Raw genomic sequence first — 16,223 nt, forward strand, 5'->3', positions numbered from 1 at the left:
ATGACGTTAAAAAGAAAAATTCAGGCCGGCGTCGAGGTCGAAAAAAGTTTCGGCCGGTACTTCTTTATAACGGCGAATGCTGTTTTTTATATGGTACGAATGACTCGAGCTCGAGCTCGCCGTTAACGTTAAGTTCTCCGAAACCACGTACGTGACGCCGGCGCCGCCGGCGTAGCCGTAAATTATTTGCCAATCCTCCGGGTCGGGTTCGAAGACGCCTTCGATTTTTTCCCTCGAGTAAGAGAACGAGAGGTTTAATTTTAACTTGTCGGAGGTATTTATCTCGGTACCCGGGTTAACCCCTATATTCCACCGGCGCTTATTGGTACGCGGGCTTGCGGGGAAGTAATCGCGGCCGTACGTAATATTTACCCCTACGTTCGGTTTAAAAAGTTCGCCGAAATCGCGCCGTATATTCGTGTACAAGTGGCGGTTGATCTGCGCACTGTCGGTTCTTGTGGTTAACGGGTCGACGAACGCCGTACTGTTTTTGCTTATATCGGTTTTTATCTCTACGGTAGTATCGCTCGTTACGTCGTATATGAAAGACGTACCGAGTAAAATTTTTAAGTCGTCGTGGTTGTTATCTATGGCGGAATCCGGGTCTTTGTATCGATATATGACGACGTTCATCGCCGTATTTACGTCTACATGCAGGTCCTCGGTCCAGTCGAAGCCGACGTTGCCGTCCAGGTTGTTGAACTTCGTCGTCTGGTCCTGTTCCGGGAAAACGAGTTTATGCGGCCGGCTCTCGGTGAGGTAATGCGCGAGGTGAAAGGTAACGTCTTCGCCGAGGGCGAGGTCGAAGTCCGAAGTGATTTTATAACTCTTCGATATTTCGCACGAGCTGGCCGAGCTCGGTTCGTCGCGAGGGGGGAGTTTGCCGTCGGCATCCCTCAAGAAGTTCTCGGACTCTTTATAATTGACGGCGACGTTGACTTCCGAATGCTCGCCGGGCGTGACGCGGATATTGGCGGTATTTTCGAACCCCGCTCTCTCAACGTCGTAGCGCACTTCGTTGAGTAATTTGCGGTAACGGTCCTTGTTCTCGTAGAAATCCCGCCCGCCGGTAAAAGATACCGAGTTGGTGAGCGACAGCAACGAGCTTACGTTGTACGTTACGTCGCCGGAGGCGTTACCGTTTAACGCATCGCTATCCAGCGCCGGTTCCAATTTGTCCCGCGCTACGCCGTCCGTAACGCCGAAAGACAGGTTGAGGTTAAGTTTTTCGCTTAAATCTTTATTCATGCCGATTTGGCCGGATATGGTATTCCCGATTTTGCGCGATACCGCCGGTTTCGGCTTGCGTGGAGGGTACGTTCGCGTCTTAGCTACCTCGATTTTAGAAGAGCTAATATCGCCGGTATAATCCAGACTCAAAGTCGTAGCCGCGGTCAGGTTATAGTCCACCCCGCCGCCGAAATTGTGGGTTCGGCTTGTCGTCGGCGGCGGCACCTCTTCGCCGCGCGCTATTAATATTTCTTGGGAAGAGTCCTGGACCCCCAACCGTAGATCGGTTTTCAAGTCGTCCGAGAATTGATAATCCAGCGAAGAGTTCACGCCGTTGGAGGAACTCTCCGTTTTAAATTCGTCGTACTCCTCGCCGGGGGGACGGTGTACCAGGTCATACGAGTTGCCGTACGAGACGTTCAAGCGCCACGGCGACGGCGGGTCGTAGTCGATAGTAAGGCTCGTGTTCCTTCCGCGCGAGGACCTGTTGTCCTCGGGGTTATAGCCGTTTTTGAGCGACGTCGACGTCGAGAAGTCGAGGTTTCCGGTCAGCGGTACGGTATACGAAACGCTCGCCCCCGCGTTTTTTGAGTCGCTGCGGGAGTAAAAATCCAAGTCGAAGGTTTTGGCCGACTCGGCCTCCTCGCCACCCTCGTCGGCCCGCGCCGGCGCGAAGAGCGTAAACACCGTAAATATCAATAGGTACTTAATCGCTGATTTCATCTAAGAATGACGTTCCAGCCGTCAAAGGCCCGACGGCGAAGTTCTCCGCGACGGTCTGACCCGCGTCCGCGAGGGTAGCCCTCGTACCCAGCGGAACGGCGCGTTTGAGGCGGCGCTGCCACGCGAGTAGGGGCGTATATTCGCGGCTGTGGTCCGTGCCGGGCGTCGTCGGGTCGTTGCCGTGGTCCGATAGGATTAGTAGTAGATCGTTCGAAACCATCTCACTCTCGATAGTCGGCAGCGCGGCGTCGAAATCCTCTAAAGCTCGGGCGTAACCCTCGACGTCGTTGCGGTGGCCGTATACGGTATCGGTATCGTTAAGGTTCACAAACAGCAACCCTTCGAAGTTACCCCGCAGCTCGGCCTTCACGTTGTTAACGCCGTCGGCGTTGTCCTTAGTGTGGCGACAGTGGGTGAAGCCGCGGCCCGCGAACATGTCGTCTACTTTGCCGACCCCCCTTACGTCGAACCCCCCGTCATTAAGCTCGTCGAGCAGCGTGGGCGCGGGCGGAGGCAGCGAGTAGTCGCGGCGAGCGTCGTTCAATCGGTAGAGCGAGCCGGCTTCGCCCCCAAACGGCCTGACGATGACCCTGCCCACGGCGTACGGCCCGGCCATGACGTCCCGCGCTTTCCGGCCGATAGCGTATAGTTCCTCGAGCGGTACGACGTCGACGTGGGCGGCTATTTGGCAAACGCTGTCGGCCGACGTGTAAATTATCAACGCGCCGGTTCTAAGGTGTTCTTCGCCCAATTCGTCGATTACCTTCGTGCCCGACGCGGCCCGGTTGCCTATGAATTCACGGCCGGTGGCGACTCTCAACAGCTCTACCGCTTCCGGCGGGAACCCTTCCGGGAAAAGGGGAAAGCCGTCTTTTAAAACGACGCCGGCGATTTCCCAATGGCCGCCGATGGAGTCTTTCCCGGCCGCGGTCATTTTAAGCTTGCCGTAGCCGCCCGTCACTGCGGCCTCTTCGAACCCGGGGAGGCGCGTCAAGCGGCTAAGGCCCCGGGCGGCGAGGTGGGGAAATCGTAGCCGCCCGCGAACCTTAACGACGTTGCCCAGACTATCGGAGCCCCCGTCGCCGAAGTCGGCCGCGTCGGGTAATTCGCCTATCCCGACGCCGTCGAGTATGACGACGACGATGCGGTCGAAGCGTCTATCTGCCGTAGTCACCTCGAAGCGCCGCGAGCGCGGCTTCCAACGGGGCTCTGGCCACGCCCTCCTCGGTTATAACGGCGTCGATTAAATACGCCGGCGTGACGTCGAATGCCGGGTTGAAAACGTTCACCCCTACGGGAGCGGAACGCGCGCCGGCGAAAGACGTTACTTCCTCCGCGTCGCGCTCCTCGAGCGGGATATCGTTCCCCGAACGCATCGCGAAGTCCACCGTCGAAAAGGGCGCCGCCACGTAGAAGGGGACCAGGAAGCGTCGCGCCAGAAGCGCTAGGTTGAGCGTCCCGATCTTATTCGCCGCGTCGCCGTTGGCGGCGACGCGGTCGGCGCCGACGATGACGCAGTCGACCTTCCCCCGCGACATCACCGCGGCGGCCATGTCGTCGCAGATAAGGGTGGCCGAGATGCCGGCCTGTGCCAATTCCCAGGCCGTCAAGCGGGCACCTTGCAGTAAGGGCCGCGTCTCGTCGACGTATACGGAAATGGTTTTCCCTTCTTCGGTCGCGGCGTATACGGCCCCCAAGGCCGTGCCGTAGTCGACCGTCGCCAGCGCGCCCGCGTTGCAGTGAGTTAAAACGGTCGCGCCGTCTTCCAGGAGAGCCGCGCCGTACTCGCCTATGCGGCGGTTGGCTTCCCGGTCTTCCCGCTCTATAGCGTTCGCCTCTCGCGCCAACCTTCCGTAAAGGTCCTCGGCTGAGGCCGCGTCCTCTTCGGCCGCGGCCGCCATCCGGTTGACGGCCCACGCTAAGTTGACGGCCGTAGGCCGCGCGGCGACCAATAACTCCGCCGCCCACGCGACGCGCCCCCTTAGTTTTGCGGGCGACCCGTTCCTCCCGGAGCGCGCGGCGAGCAATACGCCGTAGGCCGCGGCGACGCCTATCGCGGGCGCGCCTCGCACGACCAGCCTGCGAATGGCGTCGCGTACCTCTTCGGCCGACTCGCAACGCCTCACGGCCAGCTCGGTGGGTAAGAGCGTTTGGTCGATAAGCTCGAGCGCGTCGCCGGTCCACGTCAACGTCGGCAGCCGCATATTCCGAAGTCCTCCACGCTTAGAAGCGATTTTATTTAAAACGCGGGCTTAAGTCAAGCGCTAAGGCCGTTACCCTATTGCACCCGGCAAACGATTTATGGTAAATTGTGGCGATACGCGGCGTTCACGGTAAGGTTTTACCGAGCTTCGTTCGGATATTAGGCCGCCGGGGGTATGCGTTCCCGGTCGGGTTTACGGAAATGGCGGAAGAGAAGACGTTGGACGCGGGAGCCGGGCGGCAAGCGGTATTGAAGCCCGAGCTGAAGGAGAGGCCGCCGCTGGGGACGGTAGTAGCCGTCGTACGGTTCGCCGCGCCGTGGTGGCGCGGCGCGGCACGCCGCAAGATAGCCAAATTTTTGGACGGTTTGGTAGCGGCTTTCCGTATCCGGGCCCGCGACGAACCGGATTTGACGATCATCGAAGAAGGCCATAAAGTCATCGTCCGGCGCCGCCTGGGGGGCGGACGCGGCGAGGTACGGCTTGAACGCGGCGGCCGCGCCCGCGGCACGTTATACTGCGACCAACGCGAACTGGAAAACTTGTACGCGCTGGGAATTTTGGCCGGCGCCGAGGTATTCCGGCCCGAAAAAGTAGCCCAAGAGAGCCCGGGGCCTACGTAAGAAGATGGCGACGATAGCCGATAACGTAAGGGCGGTGCAGGACCGCATAGCCGCCGCCGCCGAACGGGCCGGGCGAAACGCGGGGGACGTAACGCTCGTGGCGGCCGCCAAGACGCGCAGTGCGGCCCAAGTCCGCGCCGTAATCGAAGCCGGCGTTGGAGTAATAGGGGAAAACCGGGTACAGGAGGCCGAAGTCAAGATCCGCGAGCTCGCCGGCGTCGAATCCGAATGGCATATGGTGGGTCACTTGCAGCGGAATAAAGCGGCGAAAGCGGTACGGCTTTTCGGGATGGTCCAATCGCTGGACAGCCCCCGGCTGGCGGACGAGCTCCAAAAGCGGGCCGCGGCCGCCGGGAAAGTTTTACCCGTCTTGTTGGAGGTAAACACGAGCGGGGAGGAGACTAAATTCGGCGTGGCGCCCCAAGCGGTCGCCGATTTTGCGGGATACGTCGCCGGGTGCGCCAACCTCCGCCTGGAGGGTTTAATGACGGTCGGCCCGCTCGGCGCGGGCACGGCCGCCGCGGCGAGCGCGTTCCGTACGCTGCGCGACCTGTTCGAAGAAATCGCGCCGGCTTTCGGCGGCGCCTTCCGATGGTTGTCTATGGGGATGACGGACGACTTCGAGCTCGCGGTCGAGGAGGGCTCGAATATGGTAAGGGTAGGGAGGGCGTTATTCGGGCCCCGCTAAACTATTTCGTACTTCTCGGCGTGAGGGTTGGCGAGCAGTCCGAGCGAACGTTCCCGGGTTACCAGGATTTCTTCGACGTACTTCGGGTCCGCGCCGCGCGATAATTCGATGGTCCAGGCGACGCCGCGGCCGGCGGCCACGACGCCGTCGTACCCCAGCTCGAGCGCTAAATGGCGACACAACGATTCGTCGAAAAGGCCTTCGCGCGGGTACACGAGCGCGACGTAGGTGTCGTCTCGCGATAGCGGCCTTTCGACGGTACGTACCGTGAACGTCTCTTTGTTGGGATTGGCGAATAGGGTGGTACTCTCCGCGATTTCGCGAAGGTACGCCAGCGCCTCGGCCTCTCCTCCCGTAACGGCGATGCGGTAATAATCTTGGCGGTTTAGGTCGGCCAGGATGTCGCCGTACCCCAGCCGTTCCGTCAAGGTTTGGCGCGCCGTTAAGGCCACGCGGTCTACGACCCTGAGGGTAACGAAAAGTTCCAACTCGACGTGTTTAGCCGTCTTCAACGCCACGCGTAAAGATAACATCATTCCCCTCGGCCCGCAACGTCATTATCTCCGTGTTTGACGGGTCGCTATGGCTATGCTATATTCGCGCGGTAAAGGTGTCGCACGCTGAAGTGAGTTAGATGGATATAGAGAAAAACGGCGAGTTAAGGGAAACGGGCCCGGCGGAAATATTCACCGCCGTCCATAAGGCACGCGCGTACGGGGTCATTCATTTCAAAGGCCCCGGCGGAGAGACCGTCTTCGTAACGTTTAAACGCGGCCTCGCTCAACACGCTTCCGGTAAAGGGGTCGAAGGAGAAGCCGCGGTGCAAACGGTACTTACGTGGCGGGAAGGGGAGTACCGCTTTATCGAGGACGTAATGCCGGACGAAGAGGATTTCCCGGTCAACGTCCCGCCGGAGGTAGCGGTAGCTCTGGGCGTCGGTAAGGCCGAGACCTTGAAGGGACCCGCGGCCGCGAAAGTACCGCCCCCCCCGATTTTAGCGGCGGGCGAGCCGGCGGGGCCCGTATCGGCGAAAAGCTTGGCGGAACTTTTCGGCGGGCTGGAAAAGGAGAAATTTACGGGGTGTTGCGCCGTCGGCCCGGCGGCGGAAAGGTTGGGGTTGTTTTTATTCATCGACGGCGCCGCGGTAGGCGGCCTTATGTGGGATTGCGATAGTTACCGACGCGGCGACGAAGCGGCGGCGGCTTTGGAAAAGGTTTTCGAACAGGTACGGGGGGAACTCGAGCTGTTCAGCGCAGGCGAGAGGGCGGCTTCGGCGATGGCGGTAGCTTTCGCCGGGCACTTAGCTATCACGCGAATGCCTTCAGCCGCGGTCAATATCGAAGAATACCTGTCGTGGGCCCGCAAGGCGCGGATTACCGGCTTGGTCTCGATTATCGCCGGCGAGAAGGCCGCGAATATTTTAATAAAAAACGGCGACGTCCTCGGCGCCGTCGTAGCCCCGGATGCTACCGTTAATACGGAGCCCGACGAGGCGTTGGCGCTGTTCTACGCCCGGGAGGCCACCGTCGAAGCGTACGCCGCGAAGGCCGGGATTATTTAACCGGGAACCCGGCTTATCCCCGGGGGCCCGGCCGATTAAGCGAACGCCATCGCGACTACCCCTGCGGTTATGGCGACCGCACCCCCCAGACGGCGCCAACGGCCTCCTTCCCCCAAAAATCGCGCGCCGAAGAGCACGCTGAATATCATGCCGACGTTGCGCGCGGCGCCCATGTACGATACGAGCGTCATGTTGAGGGCGATGAGCGCGCACAGGAAACCGCCCATGGCGACGACGCCGACGACCGCGGCGAGGAAAAAGTGGCGATACAAGTACCGGGCCGCGGCGAAGGGAGAACGGGTAGCCAAACAATATACGCCGAGGGTGGCCGCGGCGACGAGCCACGCCACGTAGATGGCGGCGTACGGCGGGATGAACCCGATGGCCCACTTGTAGCAAACGTGATGGGCCGCGATGGCGGCGCCGGTCAAGAGGGAAAGTAGAACCGTGGCGGCCGTAACGCGCGCGCCGCGGCCGGGCCAGGCGACGGTGCTTATCCCCGCTACGATAAGGCCGATGCCGACGTAACCGGTAATCGTAACGTCCTCCGCGAGCAGGGTTATCCCGCCCGCCAGGATGAACAACGGCGCCGAGCCGCGGCTCACCGGATAAACGAGCGAGAGGTCGCCGCGGCGGTACGTATACGTCAGCAGGATAAAATAAACCCCTTCGATAAAACCTGCGAGCGCCGTCGCGACGAAGGGCTCGAGAGTCGGTGCCGGGAGGCGGGGCGCGATGAATATTACGAAGGGCGGGGTATATAAAGCGAGCGCCGACACCACCGCGCCGAAAAAAAACACCGACGGGTCCGAAGCCTTTTTAACCAGAAAGTTCCATAAAGCCAGAACGAACCCGGAAGCGACTATCAAAAGTATGGCCGTGACAGGCATAATTGGTTGAAAGGATACCACCGCGCCGGCCGCGGGTCAACGCGAAAATCCGGCCGTGACGGAGGAGGCGACCGCGGAAACGGCCGGCCTACGGCGCGGGTTCGGTGTCGGGGAAACAACGGGGTAAAAACATCTTGACACCCATCGCCATTATTGGTATTTTCTCGGCGGATACAAGGAGCTATTATTCGTAGATGATTAAACAGGATGTTCGCTTCTTGAAGGTAAAGTTGTTGATAACGTTGGCGGTAGCGGCGGTCCTGTGCGCCGCGATCGTGGCTTGTAGCTCTTTAAAGGGCGGCGAAGAGAAGAAAACCGCGCCGGCGCCTACGCCGGAAGCCGGCAAGGTATCCAAGGTTACGTCCGGTGACACGAAGACGTATTCCGGGGTCCTGCGCGGCGCGAACGATTCCAATAAGTTCGACGTCTTCGCGGAAAGCGACGAGATCGAAGTCGAATTCGATTGGCCCGACGATACGTACTTCCACGTCAAAGTACTCCGCATGGCCGGCGACGACTTGGGCGACTTCGACTTGAGCGAAAGCGAGATAATCGAACTTACGGGCGGCGGTAAATTCACGCTGACCGTATATTCCAAGGGCGGTGACGGCCCTTGGACCGCGACTTACACCGAGTAATTATCTAAACCCCTCCTCTTGGGCGTCGGCATTCGCGGGTCGGCGCCCTTTCTTTAACGAAGGTCGTTCTATGGTTGCGATAGATATCGACAAGCTGTTAGCGGCGGCGAGCGCGGTCCGAGAACGAGCGTACGCCCCTTATTCACGTTTCAAGGTCGGCGCCGCGGCGTTGGGGAACGACGGCCGGGTCTACCTGGGCGCGAACGTCGAGAACGCCTCGTACGGCTTGAGCCTTTGCGCCGAGCGCGTCGCGGTGGCCGCGGCCGTAGCGGGCGGCGCGTCGGAAATACTCGCCGTGGCGGTGGCCGCGAGGCCCCCCGTCCCGCCGTGCGGCGCGTGCCTTCAGGTAATCGCGGAGTTGGGCCCCGAAGCCGCCGTGGCTTGGGGCGACGGCGCCGGGGGTTATGAGGTCGCGGAAGTAGCCGAGCTTTTAACGAGGCCTTTCAGGCTCGAGCGAGGCGGAGGCGGGTAAGAACGTTATATAACGCGCCGGCGCGGCCGCCGTTCTAAAAGTGCCTATTATAGAACGTCCCCGAAGAGGGCCGTAGGTCACGCGCATCTTAACTATATTTAAATCGCTTGAAATAAGGTAGGCCGTTTATTATAATGAAATAATCGAAAAGTCCGGGGAATATAATTACGAAGCCGACGATAGCGTTTTCATCGCGCGGGCTTCGTCGTACGAAGATGGGGAACTCCGCCGGGCCGTAGAGGGTATCGTGGACGCGGCGGGCGGTTGGGATGAGGTGGCCCCTCCCGGCCGTCCGGTACTCGTAAAGCCTAACCTTATGGCCGCGCGGGAACCGTCCCGTGCCGTTACGACGCATCCGGCCCTTATCCGAGTTTTGGCGGAACTATTGGCGGCTCGGGGCCGGGACGTAATAATAGGCGATAGCCCGGCCGGCGCCGTCAGGGGGATTAAGCGCGTTTGGGAGAACACGGGCGCGGCCGAGGCGGCGCGCGCGGCGGGAGCGCGGCTCGTATCGTTCGAGGCCGAGGGGTCGGTCCCGCGGCCCGTAAAGAGCCGCTTCGTCGAGGAAGTGAGGGTTACGCGCTTTTGCGACGAGGCGACGGTAATAGGGGTAGCGAAGCTCAAAACCCATTTTCTAACGATTTTGACGGGGGCGGTAAAGAATTGCCTGGGCGTAATTCCCGGCCTGGCGAAAGCCGAGCTGCACCGGCGCGCGCCGCATCCGGACGATTTCGCGGAGCTGGTGGTAGACTTACTGCCGGCGCTGGCGCCGAGGTTCGCTTTCGTGGACGGCGTCGTCGGCTTGGAAGGTGACGGCCCGGCGTCGGGCGCGACACGGAGTTTCGGCCTTATCGTCGGCGGATACAACGCCGCGGCCGTAGACGTAGTATTGACGCAAATCCTGGGGTTCGCGCCGGAAGACGTGCCGACGGTCAAGTTCAGCGTCGAACGGGGCTTGACGTCTTCGGCGCCGGATATAATCCTGCGGGATGCCGAATACTCGGACCTGGTTTTCGATGATGTCGCGACGCCCGGCAGCCTGTGGCTCAGGCACTTGCCGCGGCCTTTGTTGCGTTTCGCGGGCCGCCAATTTGTTATTAAGCCCGCGGTAAGGATAGATAGATGTACGGGGTGTAATCGTTGTGTGGAGTCTTGCCCGGTGGCGGCGGTGCGTATGACGGGCGGCGTGGCGGAGATCGACCCTTCAAGATGTATCGAGTGTTTGTGTTGTTACGAGACTTGCGCGGACGACGCCGTATATCTAAAACCGTCGCGCGCGGCCCGTTTGTACTACGCGTTGCGCGACTTCAAGCACCGGCGCCGCCGGCGCTTACGCGCGTAAGGTCGTCGGACGCCTAACCGGCGGAGGTAACGTGAAGACCATAGCTCTCATTCTGTTATCCGTGGCGCTGGGCGTTACGGGTCAGATTTTCCTGAAACAGGGCGTCTCGGCGGAGGGCCCTATAACCGGTTTGAATAGAGAGGTTTTGGTTACGCTATTTAAACCGCTGGTCCTTCTGGGCCTGTTCTGTTACGGCCTTTCGTCGATATCTTGGCTCGTCGTCTTGAGCCGCACCGAGCTTTCGTTCGCTTACCCTATGGTGGCGCTCGGCTACGTCTTGGTCTTTTTCTTCTCGTGGTGGTTTTTCGACGAGCGGGTGACGTGGGTCCGGGTAGCCGGTTTATTTTTAATATGTTTCGGCGTCGTGCTGGTAGCGGTAACGAAACCGCCGGGTACGCAATAATATGGTTAAACCCTATTTCCCTAAAGACCTTAAAAAGGCCCTGGTCCTCCAGCGAGAAATGGCCGGGTTGGTCAAGTACGCCGGCCGGCCGAAACGCGTACGTCGCGTGGCCGGGGTGGATGTCGCCTACCACCGCGGCCGTTCGTTGAACTTATGCGCCGTCGTCATTCTCTCCTACCCGGAGCTCGAGACGGAGGAGGTAGTCTGCCGGCAGGGCCCGACGCCGTTCCCGTACGTACCCAGCCTGCTCAGCTTCCGGGAGGCGCCGTTGTGTTACGACATTTTACACTCCCTTCGTAAAAAATTCGATATCCTATTGGTCGACGGCCAGGGAATAGCCCACCCGCGCCGTTTCGGAATCGCGTCTCACCTCGGCGTCCTCCTCGACGTGCCAACCATCGGCTGTGCGAAATCCCGCCTTATCGGCAAGGGACCTAGAAGGTTAGGTAAAACCAAGGGTTGCCGCGGTTCGCTAATGCACGACGGCGAACGATTGGGCACCGTACTCAGGACCCGTACCGGCGTTAAACCGATATACGTATCTGTAGGCCACCGCACCCGTCTCGATTGGGCTGAGGAGCTGGTGCTCGAGCTGACCCCCCGCTTCCGTATCCCGGAGCCGATTTCTCGAGCCCATACGGTAGTCACCAAAGAACGTCTAAGGATGGACATCGAAAGTGATTAATTCCCAGGCGTTTAACCCTTATTATTAAACAAACCCTATTAGATGAGCATTAAGCCGGAAGATTTCGTAGAACTGGCTAAAGGACGTCGCTCGAGCCGGGCGATGTCCCCCGAACCTATACCCCGCGAGCATCTGGACGCAATCGTCGAATGCGGTCTCTTCGCGCCTTCCGGGTCGAACCAGCAACCTTGGCATTTTGCGGTCGTTACGGATAGAAAATTAATAAACAAGATGAAAGATGCCGCGGTTGCGAAGGTCGAATTGATTAAAGACAGGATATCGTCGGCCAGCGCACAACGCAGCTTCGACGGATATATTCAATACATAACGTTTTTTGATAATTCGTCGGCCGTAATATGCTGTTTCGTCGAGCCTTACCGCGCGCTACTTGAGCGTTTGTTGAGCAGGTACGCGCCCGAAATATCAGTGAGTACGCGTGAAAACGCGTCCGTGCAGAGCGTCGCCGCGGCGGTGGAGAATATGTTGTTGGCGGCGCACGCGTTCGGGTACGCGGCCTGCTGGATGACGGGGCCCCTTATCGCGAAAGAGGACATCGAAAAGCTCGTTAAGCCGGAGGGAAATTGGGACCTTTTAGCGATAGTGGCGCTCGGGCAACGGCTAGGGGGCAAAGACGCGCCTCAAGCGCCGAAGAGGCGCCCTCGGGAGGAAACCGTTTCGTTCTTCGGCGAGTGACACGGGACCATGTTCGCCCCCTTGAAATACGTACGGTTAGCGTTACCGTTGGCGGTGGTCGCGGCCGCGCTCGCGGGCTGCCGGGGTTCGGCGGAAAACGCCCGGGGGATGCCCGCGGCCGCGCCCGAAGCAGCCGTAGTGGTCCTTAACGGCGCGGGCAGGGGGGAGGTGTGCGAGGCCGTAGCCGCCAAGCTCGGCGTGGAGCTGCCGAACGGCGTCGACGGCCATAGGGACGGCGACGGCGAATTGGACTATTCCGTTCGCGAGACCCTTATCCGGTGCGACGAGCGTTATATGAAGCAGGCGGAGGGCGTACGGCAAAACCTGGGTTTCGGCACCGTTTCGTACGAAAAGGGTTTGGATAGAATCGAAATAGTCGTTGGTTGGGACGCGCCGGCGTCGTCGTTCGACCGGGCGCCCGCGAGCGGGATATATATCGATAAATCGGAAAACGCCGTTTATTTCTTCGAAGACGGCGAGCTGGCCGACGTTTGGCCGTGCGCGGTAGGGAAGGCCGAGACGCCGACGCCCACCGGCCGCTTCGAGATTACCGTGACGTTGGAAAAGCCGACCTGGTATTGGCAGGGTAAGGCGATTCCGCCCGGGCCGGAAAACGGCTTGGGCGATTGGTTCATCGGGATAAACAAGAAGGGTTACGGCCTTCACGGCACGAACGAGCCGCCCAGCATCGGTACCGCCGCTTCGCACGGCTGCGTACGAATGTACAACGACGACGCCGGCGAATTGGTGAAAGTAGTTTCGCCCGGAACGCCGGTTGTTATAGTGGAATAAACGCGCCGGGGGAGGGTTTCTTGGCTCCACCCATCCCGGTTAAATTTTTTTGGCGTTTCAAACGGTGACGTAGGCTTCGGTAAGGGTTTTTGCGACGCGATGCGAAAAATTAAGGCTTTGGAACCATAGTAGCGACCGTTTACGCGGAGGTCGAAAATGCCGGAAGAAAAATGTCCTAATTGTGGGACGCCGTACGAGTCCGACGCGACGTTTTGTATAAATTGCGGCGCGAAACGGGAGGAAGCGGCGGAGAGCGAGCCGCCCGCGCCTTCGGAGGCCGCAACGCCGGCGGAACCGGGCCCCAAAGACGAACCCCCGATAGAAGAACCGCCGCCGAGGGACGAACCCCCGGACGTTAAAACGCCGCCCCCCGCGGAATCCGCGTCAGATAAGGGTGTTTTAGAACGCCCTGACGACGAAACGGAAAAAACGGCGCCGGGAGAGCCGAAGAAAAAAAGCAAGAAGGGTTGTTGTATCGCCGCGGTCTTCGTCGGCGTAATCTTCTTGTTGGCGGTAGCGTGTGTCCTGGGCCTCCACTTCACCGGCATGCTGGAGGAATGGGGCCTGGCCTTGGACGGCGAAGGCGTCACGCACGATTTCGCGGCCGTTACGGAGGACGATTTCACGGTATGGCAAAAGGGCGAGGGGGCGGTCGTAAAACCCGAAAAAGAGATGCTGAAGGTCCGGAACGCGCTGGTGGGCCTAAACTACGACCCCGGCACCAATTACTCGGCCTCTTGTACCGTCTTCGTCCAAAACGTCGAAAACGACGAAGGCTGGGCCGGCCTAGTCATGCGCGTGAACCCGAAGGGCGGGGACCGGTACGCGTTCGCGGTTTTACCCAAGAAAAAGCTCGCGCGGATTAATAAGATCGCCGGGAAAACGAAGCCGCTGGTTCTCGCCAGCGCCCGCGTCGCCGCCTTGCGCGTGGGGATGCCGTATACCGTAAAAGCGGCCGTTTCCGGCAACGAGCTTACGATGGAATTAAACGGTACGGTGGTGGGCGAGGCCACGGACATAGGCCTACTCGAGGGCCCGATGGGCTTCGAGGTTCGCGGCGCCACCGCATACTTCGACGATTTAAGCGTGCGGCCCGAGTAACGCGTTCGGGTCCCCGGCTCGAGCGGAGGTAACGTTGCACCCCGTTATTTGGAGAATCTCGGATACGATGGCGATCAAGTCGTACGGCGTGGCGATCGCCATAGCGTTCGTTTTGGGTATATTCATAACGGCCCGGCACGCCCGTAAAGTAGGATTGAAATTCAACGACTTCGTCGACATGGGTTTCTGGGTCGTTATCGCCGCTATAGTGGGCGGCCGCGTTTTCTACATCCTCTTCAATTTGCGGGAGTATATCCAAAAACCGATCGCGATCGTGCAGATATGGCACGGCGGCCTGATATTCTACGGCGGCCTCTTCGCCGCGGTTTTAACCGCTATCGTTTTTATGAAGCGCCGGGGCATCCCGGTTTGGTTGGGCGGCGACTTGATAGCACCCCAGATAGCGCTCGGCTACGCCATAACGCGCGTAGGCTGTTTCCTTAACGGTTGTTGCTACGGCGAGGCCACCTCGTTGCCGTGGGGCGTCGAGTTCCCGCCGGGGTCCGGCGCGGGCCGGTACATCGGCGAGCTCTCGTTCGCGGCTTTCTTCTCGGGACAGCCCGACGCCGTCATCCGCCTCCACCCGGTGCAGCTTTACGCCGTCGCGGTTAACCTCGTCATCTTCGTCGTATTGTTTCTCGCCTGGCGGCGGCGCCGCTTCGACGGCCAGATATTCTGGGGTTACTTGATTTTATACGCCGTCTATCGGTTCGCGATGGAGTTCCTCCGGGGGGACAACCAACCGTTCGCGTTGGGGCTGACGATAGCGCAAATTATGAGCGTAACGCTATTCGGGTGTGCGCTCGTCGCCTGGTTTAACCTGCGCGCCCGAGGGGTAATACACGGCGCCGCGGCCAAGAAATCGAAATGACGCGTATTTGGTTCGACGAACTCGGCCGGCACGTCGGCGAAGAGGTCGAAGTCGCCGGTTGGGTTTTTAATTTCCGCAGCAGCGGGAAAATACATTTCATCCAGCTTCGCGACGGCACGGCTCGCGTACAGGCGGTATGCGCCAAGGACGACGTCGCCGACGACGTCTTCGCCCGGTGCGACGGGTTGACGATGGAGTCGTCGGTGCGGGTCGTCGGCGTAGTCCGGGAAGACGCCCGGGCGCCGGGCGGCGTCGAGCTCCTCGTCAGAGACCTCCGGGTAATATCGCCGGCGCGGGAATATCCCATCCAGAAGAAAGAGCACGGCGTAGACTTCCTGTTGGACCGGCGGCACCTGTGGCTGCGGTCGCCGCGCCAGGAGGCGGTCCTCAAAGTGAGGGCTACCGCCGAGCGCGCCATATCCGACTTCTTCGACGAACGCGGTTTCGTTCGCGTGGACGCCCCCATACTGACGCCCACCTCGCCCGAGGGCACGACGACGCTGTTCCAAACGGACTACTTCGGCCAAACGGCGTTCCTGAGCCAGAGCGGCCAGCTCTATATGGAGGCCGCGGCCGCGGCCTTGGGCAAGGTTTACTGCGCCGGCCCGACCTTTCGCGCCGAGAAATCGAAGACCAGACGCCACGTGATGGAGTTCTGGATGTTCGAGCCGGAGGTCGCTTTCCTCGACCACGAGGGGAACATATCGCTGGCCGAGAACCTGGTAACCGCCGTCGTTACCGCCGTTTTGGGCCGGCGCCGAGCGGAGCTGGACGTCTTGAAGCGCGACGTCGCCGCGCTCGAGCGCGTCAAGCCGCCGTTCCCGCGCGTCACGTACTACGAAGCTCGCGGCCTCCTCGCGAGTAAAGGTTACGACTTACCGTGGGGGGGGGACCTGGGCGGCGACGAACAAACGGCCCTCGCCCGGGAGTACGACACGCCCTTTATCGTCGAGAAGTTCCCGCTGGAGGCCAAGGCGTTTTATATGAAGAGGTGCGAAGACGACGCGCGGTTGACATATTCCATCGACGTCTTCGCGCCGGAGGGCTACGGCGAGATCATAGGAGGGTCGTGCCGCGAGGACGATTTGGGTAAACTCCTCGAAAACGTCGCGGCCCACGGCCTTCCGCTGGAACCTCTCGAGTGGTACCTCGACCTCAGGCGCTACGGCGCGGTTCCCACGGCGGGTTTCGGCCTGGGTTTGGGACGCACCGTAATGTGGATCTGCGGCTTAAAGCACATCCGAGAGGCGATACCTTTTCCGCGGATGTTAAACCGTTTTTATCCCTGACGAAGGGTACGCACGCCGAAA

18 protein-coding genes are annotated in these 16,223 nt (G+C 60.3%); 13 read left to right on the forward strand and 5 right to left on the reverse strand.

All coding sequences use genetic code 11. The features are described 5' to 3' along the window. Positions 1–6: 6 nt before the first annotated feature. From VMX79_03780 to mtnA, 3 genes are read right to left on the reverse strand one after another with little or no spacing between them, the layout of a single operon-like run. Positions 7–1,953 (reverse strand): hypothetical protein, encoded by a 1,947-nt coding sequence (locus VMX79_03780; protein HUV86212.1) that lies wholly within the window; start codon positions 1,951–1,953, stop codon positions 7–9. Beyond that, entirely contained in the window at positions 1,937–3,127 is a 1,191-nt protein-coding gene (locus VMX79_03785; GenBank protein ID HUV86213.1) for a phosphopentomutase, read from the reverse strand. Before VMX79_03785 ends, VMX79_03780 begins: the two co-directional genes overlap by 17 nt. Continuing rightward, positions 3,111–4,157: an S-methyl-5-thioribose-1-phosphate isomerase gene (gene mtnA / locus VMX79_03790; protein HUV86214.1), complete on the reverse strand. Its 1,047-nt coding sequence runs from the start codon at positions 4,155–4,157 to the stop codon at positions 3,111–3,113. Before mtnA ends, VMX79_03785 begins: the two co-directional genes overlap by 17 nt. A 200-nt stretch (positions 4,158–4,357) precedes the next feature. On the opposite strand from mtnA, the gene VMX79_03795 reads away from it, so the two are divergent. Both VMX79_03795 and VMX79_03800 read left to right on the forward strand, forming a co-directional pair. Then, positions 4,358–4,777, forward strand: a complete 420-nt coding sequence (locus tag VMX79_03795) for a hypothetical protein (protein ID HUV86215.1) — start codon at positions 4,358–4,360, stop codon at positions 4,775–4,777. Positions 4,778–4,781: 4 nt separating this feature from the next. Continuing rightward, complete coding sequence (locus VMX79_03800; protein ID HUV86216.1) at positions 4,782–5,465, forward strand: YggS family pyridoxal phosphate-dependent enzyme; 684 nt, start codon at positions 4,782–4,784, stop codon at positions 5,463–5,465. Here VMX79_03800 and VMX79_03805 read toward each other — a convergent pair. After that, positions 5,462–6,001, reverse strand: coding sequence for a hypothetical protein (locus tag VMX79_03805; protein HUV86217.1), 540 nt, complete (start codon positions 5,999–6,001; stop codon positions 5,462–5,464). The two genes, VMX79_03800 and VMX79_03805, sit on opposite strands and share 4 nt — an antisense overlap. Positions 6,002–6,099: 98 nt before the next feature. Here VMX79_03805 and VMX79_03810 point away from each other — a divergent pair, with 98 nt between their 5' ends. Next, a complete protein-coding gene (locus VMX79_03810) occupies positions 6,100–7,026 on the forward strand; it encodes a DUF4388 domain-containing protein (GenBank protein HUV86218.1) in 927 nt (308 codons plus the stop codon). Between the two features lie 35 nt (positions 7,027–7,061). On the opposite strand, the gene VMX79_03815 is transcribed toward VMX79_03810, so the two are convergent. Then, on the reverse strand, positions 7,062–7,895 hold the full coding sequence (locus VMX79_03815) for a DMT family transporter (protein HUV86219.1): 834 nt from the start codon (positions 7,893–7,895) through the stop codon (positions 7,062–7,064). Positions 7,896–8,110: 215 nt separating this feature from the next. Between VMX79_03815 and VMX79_03820 the strand changes: the two genes are divergently transcribed. The 10 genes from VMX79_03820 to asnS all read left to right on the forward strand — a co-directional run bounded on the left by VMX79_03820 (position 8,111) and on the right by asnS (position 16,202). Continuing rightward, positions 8,111–8,554: a hypothetical protein gene (locus VMX79_03820; GenBank protein HUV86220.1), complete on the forward strand. Its 444-nt coding sequence runs from the start codon at positions 8,111–8,113 to the stop codon at positions 8,552–8,554. Between the two features lie 70 nt (positions 8,555–8,624). Next, positions 8,625–9,026: a cytidine deaminase gene (gene cdd / locus VMX79_03825; protein HUV86221.1), complete on the forward strand. Its 402-nt coding sequence runs from the start codon at positions 8,625–8,627 to the stop codon at positions 9,024–9,026. Between the two features lie 274 nt (positions 9,027–9,300). Next, on the forward strand, positions 9,301–10,368 hold the full coding sequence (locus VMX79_03830; protein ID HUV86222.1) for a DUF362 domain-containing protein: 1,068 nt from the start codon (positions 9,301–9,303) through the stop codon (positions 10,366–10,368). A gap of 31 nt (positions 10,369–10,399) precedes the next feature. After that, positions 10,400–10,771, forward strand: a complete 372-nt coding sequence (locus VMX79_03835; GenBank protein ID HUV86223.1) for an EamA family transporter — start codon at positions 10,400–10,402, stop codon at positions 10,769–10,771. A 1-nt stretch (position 10,772) separates the two neighbouring features. Next, positions 10,773–11,456 (forward strand): endonuclease V, encoded by a 684-nt coding sequence (locus VMX79_03840; protein ID HUV86224.1) that lies wholly within the window; start codon positions 10,773–10,775, stop codon positions 11,454–11,456. Between the two features lie 42 nt (positions 11,457–11,498). After that, the gene (locus tag VMX79_03845; protein ID HUV86225.1) at positions 11,499–12,149 is read left to right on the forward strand and encodes a nitroreductase family protein; all 651 of its coding nucleotides are present in this window, start codon (positions 11,499–11,501) and stop codon (positions 12,147–12,149) included. Positions 12,150–12,170: 21 nt separating this feature from the next. Then, the gene (locus tag VMX79_03850; protein ID HUV86226.1) at positions 12,171–12,941 is read left to right on the forward strand and encodes a L,D-transpeptidase; all 771 of its coding nucleotides are present in this window, start codon (positions 12,171–12,173) and stop codon (positions 12,939–12,941) included. A 156-nt stretch (positions 12,942–13,097) separates the two neighbouring features. Beyond that, positions 13,098–14,042, forward strand: a complete 945-nt coding sequence (locus tag VMX79_03855) for a zinc ribbon domain-containing protein (GenBank protein ID HUV86227.1) — start codon at positions 13,098–13,100, stop codon at positions 14,040–14,042. Between the two features lie 34 nt (positions 14,043–14,076). Next, positions 14,077–14,913: a prolipoprotein diacylglyceryl transferase gene (gene lgt / locus VMX79_03860; protein HUV86228.1), complete on the forward strand. Its 837-nt coding sequence runs from the start codon at positions 14,077–14,079 to the stop codon at positions 14,911–14,913. After that, positions 14,910–16,202: an asparagine--tRNA ligase gene (asnS, locus tag VMX79_03865; GenBank protein ID HUV86229.1), complete on the forward strand. Its 1,293-nt coding sequence runs from the start codon at positions 14,910–14,912 to the stop codon at positions 16,200–16,202. The genes lgt and asnS overlap by 4 nt, the downstream gene beginning before the upstream one ends. Positions 16,203–16,223: the final 21 nt, after the last annotated feature.

The organism is bacterium (genome assembly GCA_035529855.1).
Lineage (GTDB): Bacteria > RBG-13-66-14 > B26-G2 > WVWN01 > WVWN01 > WVWN01.

Bases quoted from the DNA above. Each gene is read 5' to 3' on its own strand.
- VMX79_03820 (HUV86220.1), top strand. From the start codon at position 8,111: ATGATTAAACAGGATGTTCGCTTCTTGAAGGTAAAGTTGTTGATAACG.
- mtnA (HUV86214.1), bottom strand. From the start codon at position 4,157: ATGCGGCTGCCGACGTTGACGTGGACCGGCGACGCGCTCGAGCTTATC.
- cdd (HUV86221.1), top strand. From the start codon at position 8,625: ATGGTTGCGATAGATATCGACAAGCTGTTAGCGGCGGCGAGCGCGGTC.
- VMX79_03845 (HUV86225.1), top strand. From the start codon at position 11,499: ATGAGCATTAAGCCGGAAGATTTCGTAGAACTGGCTAAAGGACGTCGC.
- VMX79_03810 (HUV86218.1), top strand. From the start codon at position 6,100: ATGGATATAGAGAAAAACGGCGAGTTAAGGGAAACGGGCCCGGCGGAA.
- VMX79_03840 (HUV86224.1), top strand. From the start codon at position 10,773: ATGGTTAAACCCTATTTCCCTAAAGACCTTAAAAAGGCCCTGGTCCTC.
- VMX79_03795 (HUV86215.1), top strand. From the start codon at position 4,358: ATGGCGGAAGAGAAGACGTTGGACGCGGGAGCCGGGCGGCAAGCGGTA.
- VMX79_03780 (HUV86212.1), bottom strand. From the start codon at position 1,953: ATGAAATCAGCGATTAAGTACCTATTGATATTTACGGTGTTTACGCTC.
- VMX79_03800 (HUV86216.1), top strand. From the start codon at position 4,782: ATGGCGACGATAGCCGATAACGTAAGGGCGGTGCAGGACCGCATAGCC.
- asnS (HUV86229.1), top strand. From the start codon at position 14,910: ATGACGCGTATTTGGTTCGACGAACTCGGCCGGCACGTCGGCGAAGAG.
- VMX79_03855 (HUV86227.1), top strand. From the start codon at position 13,098: ATGCCGGAAGAAAAATGTCCTAATTGTGGGACGCCGTACGAGTCCGAC.
- VMX79_03805 (HUV86217.1), bottom strand. From the start codon at position 6,001: ATGATGTTATCTTTACGCGTGGCGTTGAAGACGGCTAAACACGTCGAG.